Source organism: Mycolicibacterium neoaurum ATCC 25795, assembly GCF_000691525.1.
Classification (GTDB): domain Bacteria; phylum Actinomycetota; class Actinomycetes; order Mycobacteriales; family Mycobacteriaceae; genus Mycobacterium; species Mycobacterium neoaurum.
The window spans coordinates 296002-319713 of the sequence record NZ_JMDW01000005.1; the positions used below are offsets into that span (position 1 = coordinate 296002).

At 67.5% G+C, this 23712-nt stretch carries 18 protein-coding genes and 2 tRNA genes; 12 read left to right on the top strand and 8 right to left on the bottom strand.

Going from position 1 to position 23712, the window contains the following annotated elements; all coding sequences use genetic code 11:
* Positions 1–33 precede the first annotated feature (33 nt).
* The 3 genes from orn (at position 34) to IC40_RS27770 (ending at position 2031) form a co-directional block, all read left to right on the top strand.
* The gene (gene orn, locus IC40_RS0105695) at positions 34–663 is read left to right on the top strand and encodes an oligoribonuclease (RefSeq protein ID WP_030133781.1); all 630 of its coding nucleotides are present in this window, start codon (positions 34–36) and stop codon (positions 661–663) included.
* 46 nt (positions 664–709) lie between these two features.
* Positions 710–782, top strand: a tRNA-His gene (locus IC40_RS0105700).
* A 118-nt stretch (positions 783–900) separates the two neighbouring features.
* Positions 901–2031 (top strand): hypothetical protein, encoded by a 1131-nt coding sequence (locus IC40_RS27770; RefSeq protein WP_157837302.1) that lies wholly within the window; start codon positions 901–903, stop codon positions 2029–2031.
* Here IC40_RS27770 and IC40_RS0105710 read toward each other — a convergent pair.
* Complete coding sequence (locus tag IC40_RS0105710) at positions 2028–2786, bottom strand: SDR family oxidoreductase (protein WP_030133783.1); 759 nt, start codon at positions 2784–2786, stop codon at positions 2028–2030. The two genes, IC40_RS27770 and IC40_RS0105710, sit on opposite strands and share 4 nt — an antisense overlap.
* Positions 2787–2918: 132 nt before the next feature.
* On the opposite strand from IC40_RS0105710, the gene IC40_RS0105715 reads away from it, so the two are divergent.
* The gene (locus IC40_RS0105715) at positions 2919–3605 is read left to right on the top strand and encodes a DUF899 domain-containing protein (RefSeq protein WP_030133784.1); all 687 of its coding nucleotides are present in this window, start codon (positions 2919–2921) and stop codon (positions 3603–3605) included.
* A complete protein-coding gene (locus tag IC40_RS0105720) occupies positions 3602–4072 on the top strand; it encodes an SRPBCC domain-containing protein (protein WP_030133785.1) in 471 nt (156 codons plus the stop codon). The genes IC40_RS0105715 and IC40_RS0105720 overlap by 4 nt, the downstream gene beginning before the upstream one ends.
* Here the strand turns inward: IC40_RS0105720 and IC40_RS0105725 are convergent.
* The gene (locus IC40_RS0105725) at positions 4069–5307 is read right to left on the bottom strand and encodes a L,D-transpeptidase (RefSeq protein WP_396868999.1); all 1239 of its coding nucleotides are present in this window, start codon (positions 5305–5307) and stop codon (positions 4069–4071) included. The two genes, IC40_RS0105720 and IC40_RS0105725, sit on opposite strands and share 4 nt — an antisense overlap.
* Before the next feature lie 140 nt (positions 5308–5447).
* On the opposite strand from IC40_RS0105725, the gene IC40_RS0105730 reads away from it, so the two are divergent.
* Positions 5448–5523, top strand: a tRNA-Lys gene (locus tag IC40_RS0105730).
* Between the two features lie 80 nt (positions 5524–5603).
* On the opposite strand, the gene IC40_RS0105735 is transcribed toward IC40_RS0105730, so the two are convergent.
* Positions 5604–6353: an IclR family transcriptional regulator gene (locus IC40_RS0105735; RefSeq protein ID WP_030133787.1), complete on the bottom strand. Its 750-nt coding sequence runs from the start codon at positions 6351–6353 to the stop codon at positions 5604–5606.
* 109 nt (positions 6354–6462) lie between these two features.
* Between IC40_RS0105735 and IC40_RS0105740 the strand changes: the two genes are divergently transcribed.
* From IC40_RS0105740 to IC40_RS27775, 5 genes are all read left to right on the top strand, one after another.
* Positions 6463–7815, top strand: coding sequence for an SLC13 family permease (locus IC40_RS0105740; RefSeq protein WP_036469453.1), 1353 nt, complete (start codon positions 6463–6465; stop codon positions 7813–7815).
* Entirely contained in the window at positions 7812–9233 is a 1422-nt protein-coding gene (locus tag IC40_RS0105745; protein WP_030133789.1) for an acyl-CoA synthetase, read from the top strand. Before IC40_RS0105740 ends, IC40_RS0105745 begins: the two co-directional genes overlap by 4 nt.
* Positions 9230–9622 carry a PaaI family thioesterase gene (locus IC40_RS0105750; protein WP_030133790.1) on the top strand — a complete coding sequence of 131 codons (393 nt, stop codon included), beginning with the start codon at positions 9230–9232 and terminating at the stop codon, positions 9620–9622. The genes IC40_RS0105745 and IC40_RS0105750 overlap by 4 nt, the downstream gene beginning before the upstream one ends.
* Positions 9623–9814: 192 nt before the next feature.
* Entirely contained in the window at positions 9815–10228 is a 414-nt protein-coding gene (locus tag IC40_RS0105755) for a hypothetical protein (protein ID WP_138158196.1), read from the top strand.
* 284 nt (positions 10229–10512) lie between these two features.
* Positions 10513–10695, top strand: a complete 183-nt coding sequence (locus IC40_RS27775) for a hypothetical protein (protein ID WP_138158197.1) — start codon at positions 10513–10515, stop codon at positions 10693–10695.
* Here the strand turns inward: IC40_RS27775 and IC40_RS0105765 are convergent.
* A complete protein-coding gene (locus IC40_RS0105765) occupies positions 10682–10909 on the bottom strand; it encodes a DUF3618 domain-containing protein (RefSeq protein ID WP_023986076.1) in 228 nt (75 codons plus the stop codon). The genes IC40_RS27775 and IC40_RS0105765 overlap by 14 nt on opposite strands.
* Before the next feature lie 92 nt (positions 10910–11001).
* Between IC40_RS0105765 and bcp the strand changes: the two genes are divergently transcribed.
* Positions 11002–11475, top strand: coding sequence for a thioredoxin-dependent thiol peroxidase (gene bcp / locus IC40_RS0105770; RefSeq protein WP_030133792.1), 474 nt, complete (start codon positions 11002–11004; stop codon positions 11473–11475).
* Here the strand turns inward: bcp and IC40_RS0105775 are convergent.
* The 4 genes from IC40_RS0105775 to IC40_RS28540 form a co-directional block, all read right to left on the bottom strand.
* Positions 11464–12798, bottom strand: coding sequence for a dipeptidase (locus IC40_RS0105775; protein WP_030133793.1), 1335 nt, complete (start codon positions 12796–12798; stop codon positions 11464–11466). The two genes, bcp and IC40_RS0105775, sit on opposite strands and share 12 nt — an antisense overlap.
* Positions 12799–12902: 104 nt before the next feature.
* On the bottom strand, positions 12903–13292 hold the full coding sequence (gene acpS / locus IC40_RS0105780) for a holo-ACP synthase AcpS (protein WP_019511614.1): 390 nt from the start codon (positions 13290–13292) through the stop codon (positions 12903–12905).
* 29 nt (positions 13293–13321) lie between these two features.
* A complete protein-coding gene (locus tag IC40_RS0105785) occupies positions 13322–22552 on the bottom strand; it encodes a type I polyketide synthase (RefSeq protein ID WP_030133794.1) in 9231 nt (3076 codons plus the stop codon).
* Between the two features lie 553 nt (positions 22553–23105).
* Positions 23106–23645 (bottom strand): MerR family transcriptional regulator, encoded by a 540-nt coding sequence (locus IC40_RS28540; RefSeq protein ID WP_372494043.1) that lies wholly within the window; start codon positions 23643–23645, stop codon positions 23106–23108.
* Positions 23646–23712: the final 67 nt, after the last annotated feature.

Below are 23712 nucleotides of genomic sequence, written 5' to 3' on the forward strand. Positions count from 1 at the left end.
TGATCATCGGCGGTGGGAATACTGTGGATCGCTGTGCGTGAAGAACTGGTGTGGATCGACTGCGAGATGACCGGGCTCGATCTGAAGTCCGACAAGCTCATCGAGATTGCCGCGTTGGTCACCGATGCCGACCTCAACGTCCTCGGCGACGGTATCGACGTGGTGATCCACGCCGAGGCCGATGACCTGTCCGGCATGGTCGAGGTGGTCGCCAAGATGCATGCGAACTCCGGGCTGGACAAGGAGGTGCTCGCCTCCGACATCGACCTCGCCACCGCCGAGACGATGGTCCTGGACTACATCCGCAGCCACGTCAAGGCGGCCAAAACCGCTCCGCTGTGCGGTAATTCGATCGCGACCGATCGAGGTTTCATCGCCCGCGACATGCCCACCCTCGACGAATACCTGCATTACCGGATGATCGACGTCAGCTCGATCAAGGAACTGTGCCGGCGCTGGTACCCGCGGATCTACTTCGGTCAGCCCGAGAAGGGTCTGGCCCACCGGGCACTGGCCGATATCCACGAGTCCATCCAGGAGCTCAAGTACTACCGGCGCACCGCGTTCGTGGCCGCACCCGGGCCCTCGACCAGCGAGATCGCCGCGGTCGCCGCCGAGCTGGGCCCCCGCGGCAGCGCGCCGAACCAAACCGATTCGGTGTAACGACCCTCATGCGGTTAAGATCGTCAACGCCGCTCACGCGGCAATGGTGGCTGTAGTTCAGTTGGTAGAGCACCAGGTTGTGATCCTGGCTGTCGCGGGTTCGAGTCCCGTCAGCCACCCGGTAACGGGAACGCCGCCCACTCAGGTGGGCGGCGTTTTCGCGTTCGAGGTCCCGGTTCGGAGAAAAAGCGGCGCGTTTCCACGTTTCCGTCACGCACCCGCAGGATGATCTGGCAGGTGGGAACCTCCAAGACCGTCGCAGGGCTGGCATGCCTGGCACTGCTGGCGGCCGGCTGCGGCACCGCGGTCTCCAGCGGGCCCACCGTCGCGCATGATGTACCCACCCGACTGATCGACCGTGACGTGCCGTGGGCGCAGGTCGGATCGGGCTGGACGCTGGCCACCTGGGCCGAAACCCCCGACACGACCACGCTGACACTGGTCAGCCCGGCCGGGGGCCGGCATCGGATCACCGAACTGCCGGCGAACTATCGGCTCACCGACTGGTCCGGTGACGGCAGGCGCGCGCTGTTCAGCACCAGCGATTACGACGCGGGCACCTATGGCACCACGACGCTCACCGAACTGGACCTGAGCAACGGCGCCACCACGGTCACCACCATGGAGGGACGCGTCGCGGCCCGCTACACCCGACCCACCGGCAAGGCCCTTTTCGTCACCGACGAGGACCGCAGGACCCTGCGCCGTGTCGACCTGGGCGGCGTCGAGCAGCTCTCCTACCCGACCGACCGGCTCGGAGCGGCGGGCAGTTTCAACGGCCACCACCTGGCCAGCATCGACGGCACGCTGCTGGTGCTCGGCGCCGAGAAAGGCCTGGCCGTCGTCGGTAACAACGGCCGATTGCGCAACCACCTCGACCTGCCGGGACCGAACACCAACTGCGTGCCGGTGCGCTGGTGGAACAGCGGCGCCGTGCTGGCCCGCTGTTCGGATGCCGAGCTCATCGGTAACCAGTTGTGGCAGATCCCGCTGGACGGGTCGACGCCCACCGCGCTCACCGCCTTCAGCTCGGGCCGCCGCGATGACTACGGTGATGTCGCGGCCTGGCGGCTGCCCGAGGGTGCCTTCTTCCAGTCGCTGGGTGCGTGCGGGGCCACCTCGCTGGTGCGTGGCACCGCCCAGCGCCGCGACGCGCTGCTGGCGGTGCCCGGGGTGGACGCCGGCAGATCCGTGGTGGTGGTCGGCGCCAGCGGCGGGACGCTGCTGCTCCGGGTCACCGATTCCTGCGGGCCGGGGATCGCCCTGATCGCCTACGACACCGCCGCCAGGACCTCGAGGGTGCTGCTGGGTCCCCCGGCCACCGCGGGCCGGGTATCGGCAGCGTTGGCGTTCAGCGACGACCGCTAGGACCGTCGAATTCGCGGTGCCAGCTGCACTATCTCCGGTACGACGCTGGGATTCAGATATGCCGCGCCGACCAACGAAACAAGGGTGTTGGCAACATCATTGAGCGCAGACATCTGCTCGGGCAACTGTCCATGCCGTTGCCACGATTTGAACAACAGGCTCAGCAGTTCACGATCTGCGCCGCGCAGTATCTCGGTGTCTTCGGTGGGTCCGATACCGACCCGCACGATCGCGAGGTCGGGGTGCTCGCTGCGCCATGAGTGCAAGATCTCGTTGAGTGCGGCCTTGCTGGCGTTGTACGCCGCCACCCCGGCGCGCGGGCGGCCCACATCGTGGCTGGAGGTGATCAGCACGACACCGGTGTCGGACAGGTGCGGCCGCACGGCCCGGAGCACGTTGTGCGCGCCGAGCGTGTTGACGCTGTAGGCGTGGAGCCAGGTACCGAGATCGGTGTCCTCGATATGCGCCATCGGCGCGACGGTGCTGGTGAACACCACTGCATCCAGGCCACCCCCGAGGGCCGCGACCACATCGTCGACCACCTGCGGGATCGACGTAGGGACCTCGACGTCGAGCTCGTGTGCCGACCCGCCGATCTGCTCTGCCAACGCGGTCAGCAGGTCGGTGCGGCGCGCCGCAACGGCCACCTTCGCACCGCGCCCGGCCGCCTGCCGTGCCACCGCGTGTCCGATCCCGGAGGACGCACCGACCACCAACAGTCGCAAACCGGTGATATCCGAACCTTCACCACTCATCGTTGTGCGACTCACTTTCCCGTCATGATGTGTCTTAGGACACCCTTTGTAATCGGACAGTACCGCGCGCGATGACTTCCGCCCGTGACCCGGGTCTACTCAGTGAGCATCGGTCGCAGGTAAGGAGACAACATGACCGCCAAACCACCGGTGGTGGACCAGGACACCTGGCGCACGGCGTTGGAGGATCTGCGCCGACGGGAGAAGGCCGCCACCCGCGAGCTCGACGCCATCGCCGCCCAGCGCCGCAGACTGCCGATGGTCGAGCTGCCCGAGTACGTCTTGACCGGAGCCGACGGCCCGGTCCGGCTGGCCGACGTGTTCGCCGGGAAATCCCAGCTGATCACCTACCACCACATGTGGAGCGACGGGGTGCAGTGGCAGTGCGGCGGCTGCACCGGTTTCACCTCGCAGTTCACCCGGCTGGATTTCCTGGACAACTACGACGCACGTTTCGTCATCGTCACCAACGGACCGATCGAGGAGGCGCTGGCCTACCGGGACCGGGTCGGTAATGCCATGCAGTGGTACTCGGCGGCCGGCACCAGCTTCGGCGCCGATATGGATGCCGCACCCGGCGAGGGATTCACGGTGAATGTGTTCATGCGCGACGGGGATAAGGTCTACCGCACCTGGCACACCAACGGCCGCGGCACCGAACAGCTCAGCCATTCTTTCGCACTGATCGACCTGCTGCCGTGGGGCAGACAGGAGGAGTGGCTGGACTCCCCCGCAGGTTGGCCGTCGCGTCCGACATACTCCGGATGGTTGGACAGCCCCGATATCGCACGTCTCTACGGAAAGGGTTCCGCGCAGTGAGCACCACCGAGCGTTATGTCGTCACCCGCACCATCCCCGCCGCACCGCAGCGCATCTTCGCCGTGCTGTCCGACCCGGACCGTCACCAGGACATCGAGCCCAGCGACTGGGTGCGCGACGCGGTCAGTCAGGATCCCATCACCGAGGCCGGGCAGATCTTCGTGGTCAACATGTTCAAGGACTTCGTCGGCGGGCACTACGTGATGCACAACCTGGTGACCGATTTCGAACACGACCGCCGAATCGGTTGGTTGCCCGGACAGCTCGACCAATCGGGCCAGCACCAGCCCGGCGGGTGGTCCTGGCGGTATGACCTGGCCCCCAACGGAGACGGCACCGACGTCACCATCACCTACGACTGGTCGGGCACACCGCAGAGCTTCCGCGACCGGATCGGCAGCATGCCCCCGTTCGGGCCGCAGTACCTCGAACAATCCCTGGCGGCGCTGGAACGCTCGACGGTCTAGGTGCTGGCGTTGCCGGCCTTCCACTGCGGCCACGGGATGTTCCAGTCCCCGAGGCCGTCGGTGCCGGGTAGCACCGAACCGACCGTGCCGACGACCTCGACGATGTCCCCGCGTTTGGTGTTCTCGTAGAACCACTGCGCATTCGCGGTGCTGACGTTGAGGCAGCCGTGGCTGACGTTGCTGTAGCCCTGGCTGCCCACCGACCACGGCGCCCCGTGCACGTAGATACCGCTATAGGACATCTGCGTGGCGAAGTCCACCTCGGTGCGATATCCGTTGGGCGAGTTCACCGGAACGCCATAGGTCGACGAGTCCATCACCAGCTCGGCGAACCGGTCACCGATGATGTAGGTCCCGTTGTTGGTCGGGGTGCTGTCCTTGCCCATCGAGATCGGCATGGTCTTGATCACCTCGCCGTTGCGCCGGACGGTCAGCGTCTTGGTGGAGTCATCGGCGGTGGCGATCAGCTGGTCGCCGATGGTGAAGTCGGTGCCGGCGTTGTCCTGACCGAACAATCCGTCACCCAACTGGACGCCGTAGGTGTTGACGGCCACCTCGACCTTGGTGCCGGGCTTCCAGTATTGGGCTGGGCGCCAACGGACTTCGCGATTGTTCAGCCAATAGAAGGCACCTTCGACCTTGGGCGTCGTGGTGACCTTGATGGCCTGCTCGGCGGCGGACCGGTTGGCGATGTTCTCGTCGAAGCGGATGGCGATCGGCTGGCCGACGCCGACGACCTCGCCCTTGTTGGGCAGCACGTAGGGCATGGTCAGGTTCTTCGGCGAGTGCGTCTCGAAGGTCATCTGCGTCGACGCCGCGCCAGCCAGCCCCTGGGAGCTGGCCGTCAGTGTGTAGCTGGCGTTGTAGTCCAGCGGATCGGTGGTCGACCAGGTCAGCCCGTCCTTGCTGAGCTGACCCGCCACCGCCGAGCCGTTTTCGTCGACGAGGTTCACCGACCCGAGCACGCCGCCCTCGGTGCTCACCGTCACCGGTTCTTCGACCGTCACGCCGACGGCGCCATCGGTCACCGAAGCGCTCAGCTTGGGCACCAGCAGATCCCCGAAGGGGGTGCCCTTGTCGGCGATGGTCCTCGGTTGTTCGGGGGCCTGTTGAGAGCTGCAGGCGCTCAACGCGATGGCGGCCACCAGCCCCATTGCGATCGCGGTCCCCCACGTCCTTGCTCGACGCACGCCCACCCGCGGCGAATCCTGCACCATCTTCCAGCCCCACCTCATGCCACGGACCCGCTGGGTCACAAACTTCTTGGCGATAGTCTAAGGGAACCACCGACAACCGGTCGGCCGACGAGCGCATAAACCGGCTCTGTAATGCGGATTTCACCTCTGCGCGCCGGTGCTGTTATTGTTTCACCCGCGCGCCGTTAGCTCAGTTGGTAGAGCAGCTGACTCTTAATCAGCGGGTCCGGGGTTCGAAACCCTGACGGCGCACCAAAAACAAAGGCCCTGCTTCGGCAGGGCCTTTGTTTTTTGGGCCAAGTCGTTCTAGGGGCAAGTCGTCGGGACCCGGCCGCTCAGCGCTCCCCGCGCAGCGCCCGGCTGATCCTGGCCGCCGCGTCGCGCACCTTCGCCCCGAGATCGTCGAAACGTTCGGCGCAGATGCGGCTGGACGGCCCGGACACCGACAGCGCGGCGACCGGCCCGGCAGGCCCCACGATCGGGGCCCCGAGGGATGAGATGCCGACCGAGAGCCCACCCTCGTTCACCGAGTACCCCCGCTCGCGGATCTCGTTGACCACCGCGCGGATCCGGTCCGGATCGGTGAGGGTGTCCGGCGTCTGGGCCGGGAGCGCGCCGGATAGGTAGCGATCAAGGTAATCCGGATCGCACGCGGAGAGATAGGCCAGCCCGGTGGCCGACGCATGCAACGCGATCCGCTCACCGAGCGCCAGGAATGCGCGCAACCGGTGCGGGGTATCCAGGCGCTCCACCAACACCAGCGAGTCCCCGTCGGGCGCGGCGAGGTGGACCGTCTCGGTCGTCGCCAACTGCAGCTCGTTCATCACCGGCAGCGCGATATCGCGCAGGCTCTCCCCACCGCCGGCGCGGCCGACCACCGCCACCACGCGGTAGGTCAACTGCCAGCGGGTCGGGGTCGTGTCCGTCGGCCGCAGCCAACCCACTTCCTGCAGGGTGAGCAGCGTGCGCTGCACCGTGCTCTTGGGCAGTTCGACCCGGCGAGCCAACTCGGAGAGCCCCACCGGTTGCGCCTCGGCAACCGCCTCGAGCACCCGAAACGCCGACACGACACTTTCTGTGGCCACGGTTGCCTCCTTGCGCTGATGTGAGTTAGGTTACAGCGGTTCGGTCTACCAGACGAACCATTGGTCCATTCTATGGACCGATGTCAAGAGCAAACAGGAGGTGCTCGCCGTGACGGCACAACTGGTCGCACTCGGGATCTTCATCGCGGTATTCGCGATCGCCGCCATCCGCAACGTCAACATCGGCATCGTGATGTTCCCCGTCGCCTGCGTGGTGGGACTCTGGCTCGCCGATCTGAGCCTGAACCAGGTCATCGGCGAGTTCCCGCTGAGCATCCTGGTGCTCCTGGTCGGGGTGACCTACTTCTTCGGTATCGCGCACAGCAACGGCACCATCGAGTGGCTCATCCAGGCCTCGCTGGCGCGGGTGGGCAACCGCGACGCCCTCTTCCCCGCGGTGTTCTTCGCGCTCACCGCCGTCATCTCGGCCATGGGCGCACCACTCGGCGGTTTGGTGATGGCACCGATGGGCATGAGCATCGCGCACAAGCGCGGTATCGACCCCATGTTGATGGCCCTGGCCATGGGCGCCGGCCTGAGCGCCGGCGCGTTCGCGCCCACCAGCCTCTTCGGCATCATCACCTGGGGCACCGCGAACGAGGCCGGTATCGCGCTGAGCCCGCTGCTGCTCTTCGGTGTCGCGCTCGCATTGAACCTCGTACTGCTCGCGGTGGCCTATGTGATGTTCGGACGCAAGAAGGTCATCACCGCCCAGGCGCCCGCCTTCAGCGAGGTCATGGTCGCCCGCGGCACGGCCCTGCCCCAGTACGGCGGCTCCACCCTGGATATCGGTGACGGTGACACCCCGGGAGGCGACGACGAGTTGCCCGCCCCCGAACGTCCCACCGGCATGCAGATGTTGACCATCGCCATGATGGTGGTGCTCGTCGGCGCGGTCGTGGTGATGTCACTGATGGGCCTGACACCGGATATCGGCGTGCTGGGCTACGGATTGGGCGCCGTCGCCGCCCTGCTCGACGCTTCCTCGGGCAAGAAGGCGATGAGCCGGATCGATTGGGGTTCGGTGCTTCTGGTCGGCGGCATCATCACCTACGTCGGTGTGCTGACCGAGATGGGTGTGGTCGACATGCTCGGCGAGGGTGCGGTTCATCTCGGCTCACCCCTGGTGGCCGCGGTGCTGCTGTGCGCGGCGGCCGGCCTGATCTCGGCCTTCGCCTCCACCACCGGCATGCTGGCTGCCCTTGTGCCGCTGGCCCTTCCGCTGATCGCCGACGGTGGCATACCCGGCTGGGCGCTGATCTGCGCCATCGGTGTGTGCGCATCGATCGTCGACGTCTCCCCGTTCTCCACCGTCGGGGCCACCTACGTGGCGACCACCGTCGACGAGGACGCCCGGCCCCGGATGACCAAGCTGCTCACCCGGTGGGGCTTGTCGATGGTGGTGGTCGGACCGGTGGTCCTGACCCTCGTGCTCATCGTGCCCGGGATGGTCTTCTCATGACCGCGCCTCTGCTGCGCGCATTGCTCGACGATGACGTCGCCGACGATGACAAGATGATCACCATCGACGGACAATCGCTGTCGCGCAGACGACTTCGTGACATCGCATCGTCCTTCGGCGCCGAACTGCGCGCCGGCAGCCCCGCCCCGGTGGTGGCCGTCGACGCCGAACCGACGCTGCGCACCGTCGTGGCGGTGACCGGCTGTCTGCTCGCCGGCATTCCGGTGGTGCCGGTGCCACCGGACGCCGGACCGGCCGAGGTGAACCACATCCTGGCTGATTCCGCTGCCACCGTATGGGTCGGCACTGCGCGCCAAGGTGTGGAGCTGCCCGTCGCCGCGCCCGACCTCGACCGGGCATCGACCGCTGAATTGGAACCTGTTGACCCGCAGCAGGTTGCGATCATCCTCTACACCTCCGGAACGACCGGCGCACCGAAGGGTGTGCTGTTGAGCCACTATGCGATCGCCGCCGGCCTTGACGGCCTGGCGCAGGCCTGGGCGTGGACCTCGGCCGATACCGTGGCCCACGGCCTCCCGCTGTTCCACACCCACGGCCTGATCCTCGGCGTGCTGGGATCACTCCACATCGGCTCCCGTCTGGTCCACACCGGCAAACCGACCCCACAGCGCTACGCCGAGACCGCCGCCACCATGTACTTCGGCGTGCCGACGGTGTGGACCCGGATCACCCGCGACGAGCCGTCCGCCAGGGCGCTGTCCTCGGCGCGGCTGTTGGTCAGCGGCAGCGCTCCGTTGCCCGTCCCGGTGTTCGAGCGGCTGCGCGAGCTGACCGGGCACGCCCCGGTCGAGCGGTACGGCATGACCGAGACCATGATCACGCTGAGCACCCGCGCAGACGGTGAGCGACGCCCGGGCTGGGTGGGCCTGCCGATAGCCGGCGCCCAGACGCGCCTGCGCGCCGACGACGGCAGCCCGGTCCCCCACGACGGCGAATCGATCGGTCGGCTGGAGGTCCGCGGTCCCATGCTGTTCGACGGATACCTCAATCTGCCCGAGGTCACGGCATCGTGCTGGACCGAGGACGGTTGGTTCGTCACCGGCGACCTGGCCGCGATCGACGAGCGCGGCTTCCACCGCATCGTGGGTCGGGAATCGGTGGACCTGATCAAGTCCGGCGGCTACCGGATCGGCGCCGGGGAGATCGAGACCTCGCTGCTCGCCCTGCCCGCGGTCTCCGAGGTGGCAGTGATCGGCGCACCCGATGACGACCTCGGACAGCGCATCATCGCCTTCGTCGTCACCGACTCCCCGGCCGCCGACGAGGTGCTGGCTGAGGAACTCATCGCACACGTCGCCGAGGACCTGTCCTGGCACAAGCGTCCCCGTGAGATCCGATTCGTCTCGGCCCTGCCGCGCAACGCGATGGGCAAGATCCAGAAGAAAGCACTGATGTGAGCACCAAGGCACCGGTCGACCACTACGCCCGTCACCTCGGCATCGTCGTCGAGAACTTCGACAACGGTTCGGCGACCGCGTCACTCACCGTCGGTCCGGAGCACCTGAATCCGCACGGCACGGCACACGGCGCGCTGTTGTTCAGCGTCGTCGGCGCGGCGCTGGCGGCCGCGGCGAACAATTCCACCCACAGCGGCGTGGTCAGCTCAATCCACATCGACTATCTGGCACCCGCGCACGAAGGCGACGCGTTGGTGGCCTCCGCATCGGTCGACGAGCGGCTCGCCCGCGAGGACATCTTCGTCGTACGACTCGTGAACGCCACGGGCGGCACGGTCGCTCGCGCGACCGGCAGGGCCACCCGCCGCGCCAAACATTCCACTCCGTGACAAACATGGCCGATAAAGCACGCGCAACACGACACGCCGTGTAAGAATTCAATCCGTTATCGAATTGCAGTGTCCGCTATATTATTTCCCGCTCCGTAAATAAAAGTGGCTTGATTCGTCGAATTGAATTTCCGGCCGAGTACCGGCCGGTGGCGCAGTGACAGATCCGCCGGGATACCGGGAAGGAGCGGGATGGTGCGCTCGACGCGAACGCCTGCTCGCCCATTGCTGCTCTCTGTTCTGGTGTTGTCCTGCCTGAGCACCGCCGCCTGCGGTATCCGGGTCGAGAACATCGCGGCGCCGGTGCAGCTGCCGGCGGCGACCGGTACGTCGGCGCTGCGCGACCCGGCCGCGAGCGTGATATTGACGCCCTGCATTCCGGGCGAAGGGCGACCGCACGCCGTTTCCGAAGTCGGCGTGATGCTCCTCGGCAAAGACCTTTATGCCGTCGATTGCGAACACCGCGTCAATTCCGGCACCATTCCCACGGCGCGATCCGATAAAGACGTCAACGCTGATCTCGCGATCACCGACGAATTGGTCAGCGCGGTGTTGGTCGGCACCGGCGGGTTCGGGTATCAACCGGTCATCGGCCTGTCGGGCTGAGCTCCGTCGATCCGCCGTGATTGCCGACCGTTGCGGCCGGAGCGTGTGAAGTTGCCGCACGACGCCGTCATCCAGTACGCGCCGAATGTGCTGGGATTGTGCCGTCCGGCGCAATTATTGACCTGCGGCGGCAGCGCAATGCGAGTTGCAGATGACAAAAACCCTGGTCGTTCACGTGAAAACCAGCAAACGCCGCTACCGCGGCCATGCTAGGCTCAAGTTAGCTGACTTCCGCGAGATCGGGTGTCAGCTATGTGTCGGGGGACGAAACGAGGTATTAGCTGATGCCGAGCGATAGCGCATCGAGGCCGGCGGCCGCCGCAACCGAGGCCGCCGCGGCCACCGTGAGCGCCGTGGATGTCATCAGTTGCAGCCGCCTCGGCCGCACCGCAAATCCGCCGACCCGGTCGATCCTGGACTGGTGGCGGTCGCGCCGAAATCGCTACGACGCAGTCAGCGGCGCCTGATCCCGCGGATCACCAGCACCACCACGACCACGCCGACACCGGCCAGCGACACCAGCACCGGCGGCTTCGTCACGAACGCCAGCGCCTTGGCCTTGGCATCATCGGCCAGCCGCTGGGGGTTCGCGCGCACGGCCAGTGAGTCCACCGTCGCCGCCAGTTGATCACGAGCCTGGTCGATGTCCTTCTTGATCGCCTCGGGATCCCGATCAGCCACTGTGTCCTCCATGTCGTCGGCGTACCGAATTACCCTAGAGCAGCCGGAGCCAACCACGTTGCCCCGGTCGATAAAGAAAGGCGTATCCAGGCATGGCACAGACCCCTCGGCTGGCAGTCGGCGACAAGGCACCGGACTTCAGCCTCCCCGACGCCGACGGCAACACCGTCGCGTTGTCCGACTTCGCGGGCCGCAAGGTGATCGTGTACTTCTACCCGGCCGCGTCCACGCCCGGCTGCACCAAGCAGGCCTGCGATTTCCGGGACAGCCTGGCGGAACTCAACGAGGCGGGTCTGGACGTCGTCGGCATCTCACCCGACAAGCCCGAGAAGCTGGCAAAGTTCCGCGACGCCGAGGGACTGACGTTCCCGCTGCTGTCGGATCCGGACAAGAAGGTGTTGACCGCCTGGGGCGCTTTCGGCGAGAAGAGCATGTACGGCAAGACCGTGCAGGGCGTCATCCGCTCGACGTTCCTGGTCGACGAGAACGGCGTCATCGAGGTGGCCCAGTACAACGTCAAGGCCACCGGTCACGTGGCCAAGCTGCGCCGCGACCTATCGGTCTGAGCCCAGGGCTTTCAGGAAGAGGGCCTCTGATATCGCGGCGCGCTCCAACACGCCAAGGTCCAGGCTCTCGTTGATACTGTGCGCCTGGGTGCCGGGATCCTCCACTCCGGTGACCAGGATCTCGGCATCCGGGAAGGCCGCGGCGAACTCGGCGATGAACGGGATCGACCCGCCCATGCCCATATCGATGGGCTCGCGACCCCATGCGGTGCGGAACGCCTGCCGGGCCGCCTCGTACACCGGTCCCGTGGCATCGATGGCATACGGCTGACCGATATCACCGGGGGTCACCGTGACCCGGGCGCCCCACGGCGCGTGCGCCTGCAGGTGTCGGGTCAGCGCGGCGAGGTGTTCGCGGGCGTCCCCACCGGGGGCCACCCGCATGCTCACCTTTGCCCGGGCGCTGGGCACCAACGTGTTGGACGCCTTGGCGATCGGGGTGGTGTCGATCCCGATCACCGTGATCGCCGGACGTGCCCACATCCGTTGCACCACCGGTCCCGACCCGATCTGCTGCACCCCGTCGAGCAGGCCGGAATCCGCGCGCACCCGTTCGTCGCTGAACTCGACGTCGGCGGCCGCGGCTTCGTACAGTCCCTCGACGGCGACATTGCCCTGATCGTCGTGCAGGGTGGCAAGCAGTCGCACCAACGCACTGAGTGCGTCGGGCACGACCCCGCCCCACAGCCCGGAGTGCAGACCGTGATCCAGCGTCGACACCTCCACGACACAGTCGGCGAGACCGCGCAGCGAGACCGTCAGCGCCGGGATGTCGACAGCCCAGTTGTCGGAGTCGGCGATGATGATGACATCGGCGGTCAGCAGGTCATGATGTGCCGCCAACAACGCCGTCAGAGATGGCGAGCCGGACTCCTCCTCGCCCTCGACGAACACCGTGACGCCCACGGGGAGTTCGTCCCCGAAGGCCCGGATGGCCGCCAGATGTGTTGCGATACCGGCCTTGTCGTCGGCGGTGCCGCGGCCGTAGAGCCGACCGTCACGCTCGGTGGGTTCGAACGGCGGCGAGTGCCATTGCGTCGCGTCACCCTCGGGTTGCACATCGTGGTGGGCGTACAGCAGCACCGTCGGTGCCCCCTCGGGTGCCGGGCGACGGGCGATCACGGCGGGGGCGCCGCCTTCGGCAACGATCTGGATATCGTCGAAACCGGCCTGCGACAACAACGTTGCCGTCAGCTCGGCAATGCGGTGCACCTCGGGCCTGCGGGCCGGGTCAGCCCACACCGACTCGATGCGGACCAGATCCTCCAGATCGGCCCGCACCGAGGGCAACAACTCACGGACACGCGCGGCAACATCGGTCATGGCTCAAGGCTAGTCCGCTGCCGTCGCCGCGCGAGCGTGCACAAACTCCCGCCCGCGAGCGGCGTGTCCGGCAGCAGACACGCACGCTCGCGGGAAACGGGAGATCAGGCCTCGAGGATGGCCACCGCCGCAGCGGTATCCGCCTCGTGGGTCAGCGACAGATGAATCGTCACGTCCTTGAGGTGCTCGGCGATCGCACCGGTCAGGCGCACCTTGGGCCGACCCCACATATCGGTGACCACCTCGATATCGCGGTGGATCCCCTCGGGCAGCATCGGCCGCTTGGAGAACCGCGACCCCGACCAGGCCTTGATCACGGCCTCCTTGGCCGCCCACCGCGCCGCGAGGTGACGCGCCGCCGACGAACTCTTGTCCGCGGCGTCGCGCCTCTCCCCCGGTGTGAACGTCTCGGCGAAGACCGTTCCCGGCTGATCGACCTGCTCGGCGAAATCCGGTATCGAGACCAGGTCGATCCCTACTCCAACGATGCCCATTCCGGAAACGGTATCCGACGTCTGCTCGCTCACTTCGCGTAGTGGTTGTCAGCGCCGAGGCGCGCCTCGGGATCGAGCAGCATCGCCGCTTCCTGAGGCTTCTCCGGCCCGTCCCCGCCGAAGCGGCGATCGGCCGGCTTCTCGTACAGCGCGGGTCCGCCGGCGATGGCCGACGCCAACCGATGCTGGCCGTCCAGCACACGGGCGTTGGCCCGGGCCTGGTAATCGGCCCGCTGATCGGCGGGCAGGGCCGCCAGCAGCGCCTGCGGGTGCACCAGCGCCACCAGACCGGACACGTGCCCGAAGCCCAGACTGGTCACCAGACCGGCCTTGATCGGGAACTTCTCACCCAGGTGCAGCGGCTCACGCAGCCACACGAAGTGCTTGGCGTGGTCCAGCTCGCTGTCGACGCAATCCAGGCTGCGGTTCGGCGGGATGACACCGTCGCGCAGGATCTGGCACAGGCCCATCATCTGGAAGGCCGCCGCGCCGCCCTTGGCGTGCCCGGTGAGGCTCTTCTGGCTGACCACGAACAGCGGCGCGCCCTTGGACCTGCCCATCGAGGCGGCGAGCCGCTCATGCAGCTCGGTCTCGTTGGGATCGTTTGCCAGCGTGGAGGTGTCGTGCTTGGAGATCACCGCGATGTCATCGGCGCCGACGCCCAGCTTGGCCAGCGAACGGGCCAAGCGGGACTGCGTGCCGCCGAGACCGGATGCCAGCGCACCGAGGCCGGGAGCCGGGATCGAGGTGTGCACACCGTCACCGAAGGAGGAGGCGTAGCCCACCACGGCGAGCACCGGCAGACCCATCTGGACCGCGAGGTCGCCTCGCGTCAGCAGAATCGTTCCGCCACCCTGGGATTCGACGAATCCGAGGCGCCGACGATCGTTGGCGCGGGAGAACTTCGAATCGCTGATCCCCTTGGCGCGCATGACCTCAGTATCGGCGGTGGCCGACATGTCACCGAAGCCGGTGACGGCCTCCAGCGTCAGGTCGTCGTATCCGCCGGCGACCACGAAATCGGCCTTACCCAGCTTGATCTTGTCGACGCCCTCCTCGACCGACACCGCCGCCGTCGCGCAGGCCGCGACCGGGTGGATCATCGAGCCGTAGCTGCCGATGTAGGACTGCACGACATGGCCGGCGAAGACGTTCGGCAGCACCTCCTGCAGGATGTCGTTCGGCTTGCTCTGACCCAGCAGGTTGCCGTGGAACATCCGCTGCATGGACGTCAGCCCACCGATACCGGTGCCCTGCGTGCAGGCCACCAGGCTCGGATGCACCCAGCGCATCAGCTCGGCCGGGGTGAAGCCCGCGGTCAGGAACGCGTCCACCGTGGTGACCAGGTTCCACAACGCGAGGCGATCGACCGAACTCGCCATGTCCTGGCTGACGCCGTACACGGTCGGGTCGAACCCGGTCGGCACCTGCGCGCCGACCGTGCGGGACATCTTGGCCTTGCGCGGCACCCGGATCTCGGTGCCCGCCTTGCGGGTCACCAGCCAGTCACCACTGTCGGGGACCGGCGCGATCACGGTGTGTTCCGGATCGGACTGGGCGAAACCACGCGCGTCGCTCTCCGAGGACACCACGAAGCTGAAGTCCTTGTCGAGGAACACCGAAACCAGCAGCGGTGTGGTGTGATCCGCGGTGATCGCACCATCGTCGATGAACTCGCGGATACCGACCTTGGCCACCACGGCGTCGTGGTAGCGCTCGACCAGTTCGGATTCGTCGACCAGGTCACCGGTCTCGGTGTCGTACCAGCCCGGCTTGGGATCGTCTTCCCACTTGACCATTCCGGTGGTCCAGGCCAGTTCCAGGACGCCGGCCGCGGACAGTTCGCCGTCGACCTCCATCTCGAAGCGGGTCCGCGACGAACCATACGGGCCGAGTTCGGCACCACCGACGATGACGACCATATCGGCCGGATCGACGTCCAGATCGTCCCAGGCCGGAGCCGGGGCCGCCTGGTAGCCGCGCGGCGGCGAGGGCAGCGCCCGGATGGTCCCGGCCTCGTCCTCGTCATCCTCGTCGGAACCGGCCGAGGCCATTTCCTCACGAGCCTTGGCGGCCAACTCCGCCATGTCGATCTCGATCTCGCCGAGGCCGCCGGTCATGTCGACCTGGATCGGCTCACGCGCGGCGGCGACCTTGGAGTTGATATCGCACAGCGACAACAACATCGAGGCCATCTCTTCGGTCGTGTAGGTGGTCAGACCCGCCTCTTCCACCGCGCCGACGATCGCGTCGTTGTGACCCATCAGGCCGGTGCCCTTGGTCCAGCCGATCAACGCGTGCGCCAGCGAAACCCGCTGGCTCCACGAGGATTCGGCCTTCCACCGGGTGACGACGGCGTCGAGGGCCGCCTTGGCCTCGCCGTAGGCGCCGTCCCCGCCGAACATGCCGCGGTTGGGCGAACCCGGCAGCACGACGTGCAGGCGGGAGGCGATATCGCGCTCGGAGCCGATGTGCGACAGGCCGGCGATGAGCCGCTGCACGGCCCACAGCAAGACCTTCATCTCCATCTCGGAGCGCGCACCCGCCTCCGACAGGTCCCCGCTGACCCGCGGTGCGGCGAACGGGAACAGCAGCGTCGGGTTCTGCGCGTCCTTGAGGTGGATGGCCTTGGGCCCCAGGTTCTCGGTCTGCTCGCTGCCGACCCACTCGACCAATGCGTCGATATCGGCGTAGGAGGCCATGTTGGCAGGCACCACCCACAGCGTCGCGTCGAAGCGGGCACTGTCGCGATACAGCTTGCGGTAGAACGCCAACCGATCGTCGTCCAGGCGTGAGGTGGTCGCGATCACGGTCGCGCCGCCCTCCAGCAGCTGGGCGACCACCGATGCGGCGATCGAGCCCTTGGAGGCACCGGTCACGACGGCCACCTCGTTGGCGTAGCCGCCCTTGTCCGGGTTCTCCGCACCGGCGGCAGCGCGGCCGTACAGCGCAGCGTGGACATTGCGGCCGGCGGCCAGGGCCTTGCCCTGCCACCAGCTGGCCTGGGTCCCGACGACGTTGCCGGCACCCTCGAAACGCTCGGACAACCGCTGCCAGTCGGAGTCGATCTCGCTCTCGTCGAGCAGCCACAGCCGGGCCAGATCCTCACGGGCGCTTGCCCACCGGTCGTCGAAAACGACGGCCTTGCGGGCGTCGAATACCGGGGAGACCAGGCGCGGCCAGTCCGATCCGAGTTCGGTGGTCACCAGGTCGATCAGATCGGCGTCGCTGACGGTCTCCGGAGCGCTGACCGGGCTGTCCAGGCCCAGCTGGCCCAGGATGGTGCGGGCCGCGTTGGCCAGCACACCGTTGGGTCCGGTGACCTGCTCGGCGAATTCGCCGAGGGCTGCCGAATCCACCACGCCGCCACCGGCGGCGCCGGAGGACGGCAGGCTCACCGCGATGCCCTTGCGTGCACCCACCGCGGCGACCGCGGCATCGATGACCTTGTCGACCGAGGCCGCATCGGCAAGGGCGCCCTCGTGCAGACCGCCCATGTTGCCACCGCGGACGCTGGAGCCCTCGCGGGTACCCAGCGCGACCTCGGCGGTCACGTGCTTGGCCCAGCCCGGCCCCAGTTCCCATGTCTTGGCGACACGTTCGGCGATGTAGGCCGGACGCTTGCCCGAGGGGCCGAAGACGGTCCGCAGCTGATCGTTGATCGAGTCCGACAGCACCGGGCCGAACGGCTTGTAGGTGCGGGCCAGCTTGGTCACCTGCGTCTTGAGACCGGACAGATCGGCCTCGGCGGCGCCGTCGATGGCGCCGAGGTTCAGCTCGGAGCCCAGGTCGACCAGCATCTGGTTGCGGCGCGAGGACGCGCCGTCGGTGATCGACTCGATGGAGTCCAGCGGTTCGATCTGGTCGATGCGCATCTTCGCTGCCAGCGCGATGAGCACCAGCGTGGCATCGGCCGCGTCGAAGGTGATGTCATCCGGACGCGGTCCACCCGACGGGGCGGCCGCGGGGGCCGGGGCGGCGGCCGGAGCCGCTGCCGCGGGCGCCGACTCGGGAGCCGAGGCAACCGCCGGGATCTCCTCGACCTCGGGCTCGGGATCGGTGTCGGTGGCGAACAGCACCGCGGCGTCACGCTCGGCGTTGAGCACCTCGGTGGTGCTGTGCGAGTACTCCGGCAACTTCAGCGTGTTGGTCGCCAGGCCGGCCACCGTCGGCGCGGTCTTCACACCGATCTCGACGAACCGCTCGACACCGAGGCCACCTGCGGCCTCCTCGATGAACAGCAGGTCCTGGGTCTCGATCCAGCGCACCGGGCTGGCGAACTGCCAGGCCAGCAACTCGATGACGATCTTGCGCATCAGCTCACGCGGACGCTCGTTACGCCAGGTGTCGTAATCGGCGAGCACCTCGTCCAGCGGCTCGGCGGGCACCAGATCGCGGATCTCCTGGATGAAGTCACGATCCAGGGTGAACGGACGCGGCACCAGGTTCGGGATGTACTTGCCCACCAGCAGTTCCGGGTCGGCATCGGTGGGCATCACGCGCTCCAGCGAGCGCCGGAAGTCGGCGACGCCGACACGCAGCACCTCGGAGTGGAACGGCACGTCGATACCGGGAACCAGGATGAACGACCGCTTGCCGCCGCTGATCTCGCGACGCCGCTCGATCTCCTCCTCCAGGGCCTCCAGGCCGCGGACCGTACCGGCGATGGCGTACTGGGAGCCACGCAGGTTGAAGTTCACGATCTGCAGGAATTCCCCGGTGCGCTCGGAGATCTCGGCGACGAAGGCGGTGACGTCGTCATCGTCGAGGTCGATCTGCGACGGTCGGATCGCGGCCAACCGGTAGTTGGACCGACCCTTCTCGTCACGCGGGACGATGTCGTGCATCTTGGAGCCGCGGTGGAACACGACCTCCAGCAGCGCCGGCAGTTCGTAGACGCCCGACACACAGGCCAGCGCGGTGTACTCACCGACGGAGTGACCGCAGGCGATGGCACCTTCGACGAACGCACCCTGCTCGCGCATCTCGGCGACCTGCGCGGCGGCCACGGTGGCCATGGCGACCTGGGTGAACTGCGTCAGGTACAGCACGCCCTCGGGATGGTGGTAATGCACACCGGAGGCAATCAGGCTGGTCGGGTTGTCCTTGACCACGTGCAGCACCGAGAAGCCCAGCGTGTCGCGGGTGAACTTGTCGGCGATGTCCCACACCTTGCGGGCGGCCTTGGACCGGGCCCGGACCTCCATGCCCATGCCCTTGTGCTGAATGCCCTGACCGGGGAAGGCGTAGACCGTCTTCGGCGCGGCCAGCTGCGCCGAGGCGGCCATCACCAGATCGCCGCCGACCTTGGCGGTCACCTCGATGATCTCCGCGCCGCGGTCGATGCCGACCCGGTCGACACGGAACTCGATCTCGTCGCCCGGCAGCACCATGCCCAGGAAACGGGAGGTCCAGCCCACCAGACGAGCCGGCGGGGTGGCGCGGCCGTCGGTGGCGGTGACGACGTGCTGCGCGGCGGCCGAGAGCCACATGCCGTGCACGATCGGGCCCTTCAGGCCCGCGAGAAGCGCTGCGGCGCGGTCGGTATGGATCGGGTTGTGATCACCGGACACCACGGCGAACGCGCTCATATCGGTGGGCGCGGTCAAGGTGACGTCACGACGACGGCGACGCGGGGTATCGGTCGCGTTGTCGGTCATCGCACCACCGGCGCGAATCGGATCCTCCAACTCGACGGCTCCGGTGCGGCCACGGATGGCGAAACGCTCGACCAGCCGGGCCAATTCGGTGCCCTGCGCGTCACTGATCACGACCTCGACCGGCACGACGCGGCCGACCTCGGTGTCGATGGCGGCCGAAGCCGTTGCGGTGACCGTCAATTCGGCGGCGTCCTTGGGCATCGGCGCCAGCAGGTGGGCGGCGTGATCCAGGTGCACCAGGCTCAGCAGCCCCTCGATCACCGGGAAGCCTGCCTCGGTGACCGCGGCGCCGATGGTGGCGAACACCGCGGGCCAGCACTTGCCGACCAGGGCGTCCGGAACCAGGGTCAGTCCGGGGGCAAGCGGGGCGCCGAAGGTGGCGGTGACACCGGTGTGGTCGGCGACCTCCTCGGGATCCCAGCCGACGGTGACGGTCGCGGTGTTGTCGACGACGGCAGGCAGTGCGTCGACACCGTCGACGCCGGCGGCGATGGCCAGCACGGCGCGCATGGCCGCGGCGGCATCCTCGGTGGTGACGACCGGCATACCACCATTGACGGTGGCGGCGGGCAGCGTGAGCTTGATGTCGATCCAGATGTCGCTCAGCGGAACGCTCAGCGTCACACCCTCGTCGGTGAGCTCGAGGCGAGAGCCGGTGGACGGGTGTGTCGCGGCGCGGTTCTCGTTGACCTGCCATTCGCCCGGGGCGCCGATCCGGTGCACCGGGTTGATCGCGGTGCGGCCTGCCCACAGCACATCGGGCGAATCCAGCACCACCGCAATGGGTCCGGTGGCACCGGGATTGGCCTGCCGGCGCGAGACGACCGGCACCGGTGTGGCGCCGGAGGCGACGACCTCGTCGATCGCGGCCTGCTCGAAGCGATCGAGCAGTTCACCGACGGGCTCGTCGACGCGGGTGATACCCGCGACGGCGGCGGTGCCGGGGATGATGCAGACCTGGTCGGCGGTGTAGCGGGCGTCGTGTGCCTGCCACAGCGAGTCGCTGCGCCACCAGCGGCGGACGTCCTTGTCGATCACGGGCACGAAGTTCACCGGCTTGCCCGGCGTCTTGCACAGCGTGACGAAGAACGGGACGTCGGCCGGGTGCAGCTTGAGGGTCTCGGCGTCCGGGTACCGGTTGAGCAGCGTGTCGACGGCGGCGGCCGGATGCTCCAGCAGCGCAACACCTTCGGGGCTCTTGGCGAAGAGGGTTTCGATCGGGCCGGAATCCTTGGGATGCAGGCGGGCCTCGGCGCGCTTGAGCATCTCCTCGAAACGGTCGCGCCAGGTGATGTCCAGCCACGGCGAGTCCTCGGACTTGGTGTCCGCGGTCGAGTCGCCGTCGCCGATGGCCAACTCCACGTAGCGGTCCAGCCACTGCAGGTAGGTCATATCGGCGAGGTCACCGAAGTACGGCTTGGCGGTATCGGCCATCGCGGCGATGATCTCGTCGCGGCGCTCGGCCACCGCGTCGGCGTCGCCGGCGACATCGTCGAGCAGCCGCCCGCAGCGGGAGGCGGTGTTGTCGATCTCGTGGATGTCGGCACCGAGCTGGCTACGCCCGGATGCCATGCCGCCCTGGGCCTTTCCGGCGCCCACCCAGACATCGGTGCCCTTGGTGTCGACCAGCAGTTGCTTGACCGCCGGTGAGGTGGTGGCCTCAAGGGTGGCCATCGCGGCGGTGCCGACGAGGATGCCGTCTACCGGCATCAGCGGGAAGCCGTAGGTCTGCGACCAACGGCCGGCCAGGTAGTCCGCGGCCCGCTCGGGGGTGCCGATGCCGCCACCGACGCAGATGGTGATGTTGGACAGCTTGCGTAGGTCGGCGTAGGTGCTCAGGAGCAGATCGTCGAGGTCCTCCCACGAGTGGTGACCACCGGCGCGGCCGCCCTCGATATGGGCGATGACGTCCTTGTCGGGCACCTCGGCGGCGATCTTGATGACGGCCTTGATCTGGTCGACGGTGCCCGGCTTGAACACCACGTGGGTGATGCCGATCTCGTTGAGCTCCTCGATCAGCGCGACGGCCTCGTCGAGCTCGGGGATGCCAGCGGTGACGACCACACCGTCGATGGGCGCACCGGACTGGCGCGCCTTCTGCACGATGCGCTTGCCGCCGAGCTGCAGCTTCCACAGGTAGGGGTCCAGGAACAGCGAGTTGAACTGGATGGCCCGGCCCGGCTCCAACAGCTCGGCCAGATCCTCCAGCCGGTCCTCGAAGATCTTCTCGGTGACCTGGCCGCCACCGGCCAGCTCGGCCCAGTGGCCGGCGTTGGCCGCCGCGGCGACGATCTTGGCGTCCACGGTGGTCGGGGTCATCCCGGCCAGCAGGATCGGCGACCGGCCGGTGAGGCGGGTGAACTTGGTGGACAGTTTCACCGAGCCGTCGGGCAGGGTGACCGTCGACGGCGCGTAGCTGGTCCACGGGGCGGGCACCTCGGGCACGGCGCCCACGGTGAACAGGCTGCGCTGGCCCGCGCGGGTGGCGGCGGGCACGATGCCGATGCCGAGTCCGCGGATGACCGGCGCGGTCAGCCTGGTGAGGGTGTCGGCGGGGCCGAGGTCGATGATCCAGCGGGCGCCCGCGGTGTGCAGCGCCTCGACGTCGGCGACCCAGTCGATCGGGCTGACGAAGATGGACTCGGTCATCGCGTGGGCGAGTTCGGTGTCGATACCGCACTTGGCGGCCCAGCGGTCGACCAGCGCGACACCGTCGGCCAAGCGCGGGGTGTGGAAGCCGACCTCGACCTGGATGGGGTTGAAGACGGGCGCGAACACCGCGCCACCGCGCAGCTTGTTCTTGCGCTCGGCCTCTTCCTTCTCGGTGATCTTCGAGCAGTACAGCTCGAAGCGACCGAGCTGTTCGGGTGTGCCGGTGATGACCACCGAGCGGCGGCCGTTGCGGATCGAGAGCACCGGTGGCAGCACGGTGCGCACGTCGGTCGAGAAATCTTCGAGCAGTTCGGCGATCCGGGCCGGGTCGACGTTGGTCACCGAAACCATCGGCGACTTGTCACCGCGGCCGACCATGCCGCGCCGGCGCGAGACCAGCGAACCCGCGGCACCGATCAGCTGCAGCAGGGCGAGCAGCTCCGCGTCGCGGGTGCCCTTCGCCTTCAGCGACTCGACGCCAAGGATGCCCTGGGAATGGCCGGCCATGGCGACCGGCGGGGTGCCCATCAGGTCGAGGCCCTGACGGGTCAGCGCACGGATGGCGGCCATCTGGGTCAGCAGGATGCCGGGGCCGGAGATGGCGGCGGTGGTGAGCTGCTTGGTGTCGGGCAGCGGTTCCTCGGCGGCCAGCGCGCGAACCCACTGCAGCGGCTCGAAGCCGATCGGGCGGACGACGACGAGCTCCCTGGCGACGGGCTCGAGCAGTAACGCTGCCTCGCCGACGAGTTCGCTCAGCTCGGACTCGATGCCGGCGGAGCTGACCAGCTCCTCCAGGCTCTCCAGCCAGGCGCCGCCCTGTCCGCCGAATGCCACGGCATACGGCTCGCCGGCATTGAGCAGATCGACCAGAGCGTGCGCGCCACCCAACGAACCATCCTTCAAGCCGTTCTTACCGGCCGTCACCCTGTCGTGTTCGTTGATCGTCACGTCGTGTTCTCTCCCTCGGTGCAGTCTTTGTCGCACTCACGCTTGTCGTACCCGTGTGCCGCGGCGTCGCGGCGGGAAGCGAATCGGTCCCCCGCGGTCCGATTCGTCCGGTGGTCTGTGGTCTGTGTGACGATTCAGCTCTGAATCGTCGGCGGGCCGGTGTACGTCCGGGGCTGTCCGGGTATCGATGGATCCGGTCCTGGACGTGTCCGACGGCCAATCCCGCCCCACTAAGAGTGTCATAAGGATCGGGGTCGTTTTTCGCGTTCAAATGGTTACTGGCGAGTTCTACGCCTGGGTAACCAGATGTTGGGTAACGATGGTCACAACGGTGTTCAAAGGCGTCCGGGACAAACGTCCTGCATGCGGGTGGTTACGGTCGAGTAGCTATAACTTCCCAGATCAGCGCGATGCCGTTATCAAATCGTTATCTAAGAATTCGGCGGCCTGCGCCGCCGCATGGCGCGTCGGCGAGCTCGGCTGAAAAGAGACACTCGGACCGAAAGTGTCTGTTGTCGCGATCCGATGAGTTTGCCGAGTTTGCTGGAAATTATTACTGATCGGTAAGTTTTGGTTCGCATCCGGACGCCGTCGATGCCGCTTCGGACAACCGCTCACGCATCAGCCGCTCCACCCGCCCGGTCACCAGACCGATCAGATCCTCGGCACCGACGACGCCGGGGGGCGCGAGACGCCACGCAGAGACGGCCTCGGAAGCCAACGAATCCGCGCAGTCGCCGATGGTTTCGGAAATCGCGGCAGAAGCGTCTGCGTACTCACGCGGATCGAGGTGCACGCCGTCGGCGGGTTGCCGCGGTCGCAGGATCGCCGCGTCCAACCCGAGTGCGTCGCGCAGATCGCGACCGGCACGTGCGGCCTCGAAGAATTCGGCGATGTGTGCCGACGTGAAGCCCCGTGCGAGCAATCGATTGATGGCCTGCAGCTGGACCAGATGCACGGCATCGTAGAAAGCCGCACGCCCCACCCGGCGCGGCGGATCCAGCAACCCACGTTCGCGGTAGGCACGGATATTGCGCGCGCTGACCCCGGACGCACGCGCGAGGTCGTGCAGGCGATATTCGGTCAGCGCCAAGCGGTCACCACCGCACGCAAGCCGCCGACAAGCACGGTCATGATCACACTGTAGCGCGCAACTGTGC

Coding starts and splice junctions, on each gene's coding strand:
- IC40_RS0105775 (WP_030133793.1), bottom strand. CDS start 12,798: ATGACCGATGTTGCCGCGCGTGTCCGTGAGTTGTTGCCCTCGGTGCGG.
- IC40_RS0105745 (WP_030133789.1), top strand. CDS start 7,812: ATGACCGCGCCTCTGCTGCGCGCATTGCTCGACGATGACGTCGCCGAC.
- bcp (WP_030133792.1), top strand. CDS start 11,002: ATGGCACAGACCCCTCGGCTGGCAGTCGGCGACAAGGCACCGGACTTC.
- IC40_RS0105715 (WP_030133784.1), top strand. CDS start 2,919: ATGACCGCCAAACCACCGGTGGTGGACCAGGACACCTGGCGCACGGCG.
- IC40_RS0105725 (WP_396868999.1), bottom strand. CDS start 5,307: ATGAGGTGGGGCTGGAAGATGGTGCAGGATTCGCCGCGGGTGGGCGTG.
- acpS (WP_019511614.1), bottom strand. CDS start 13,292: ATGGGCATCGTTGGAGTAGGGATCGACCTGGTCTCGATACCGGATTTC.
- IC40_RS27775 (WP_138158197.1), top strand. CDS start 10,513: ATGCCGAGCGATAGCGCATCGAGGCCGGCGGCCGCCGCAACCGAGGCC.
- IC40_RS0105710 (WP_030133783.1), bottom strand. CDS start 2,786: ATGAGTGGTGAAGGTTCGGATATCACCGGTTTGCGACTGTTGGTGGTC.
- IC40_RS0105755 (WP_138158196.1), top strand. CDS start 9,815: ATGGTGCGCTCGACGCGAACGCCTGCTCGCCCATTGCTGCTCTCTGTT.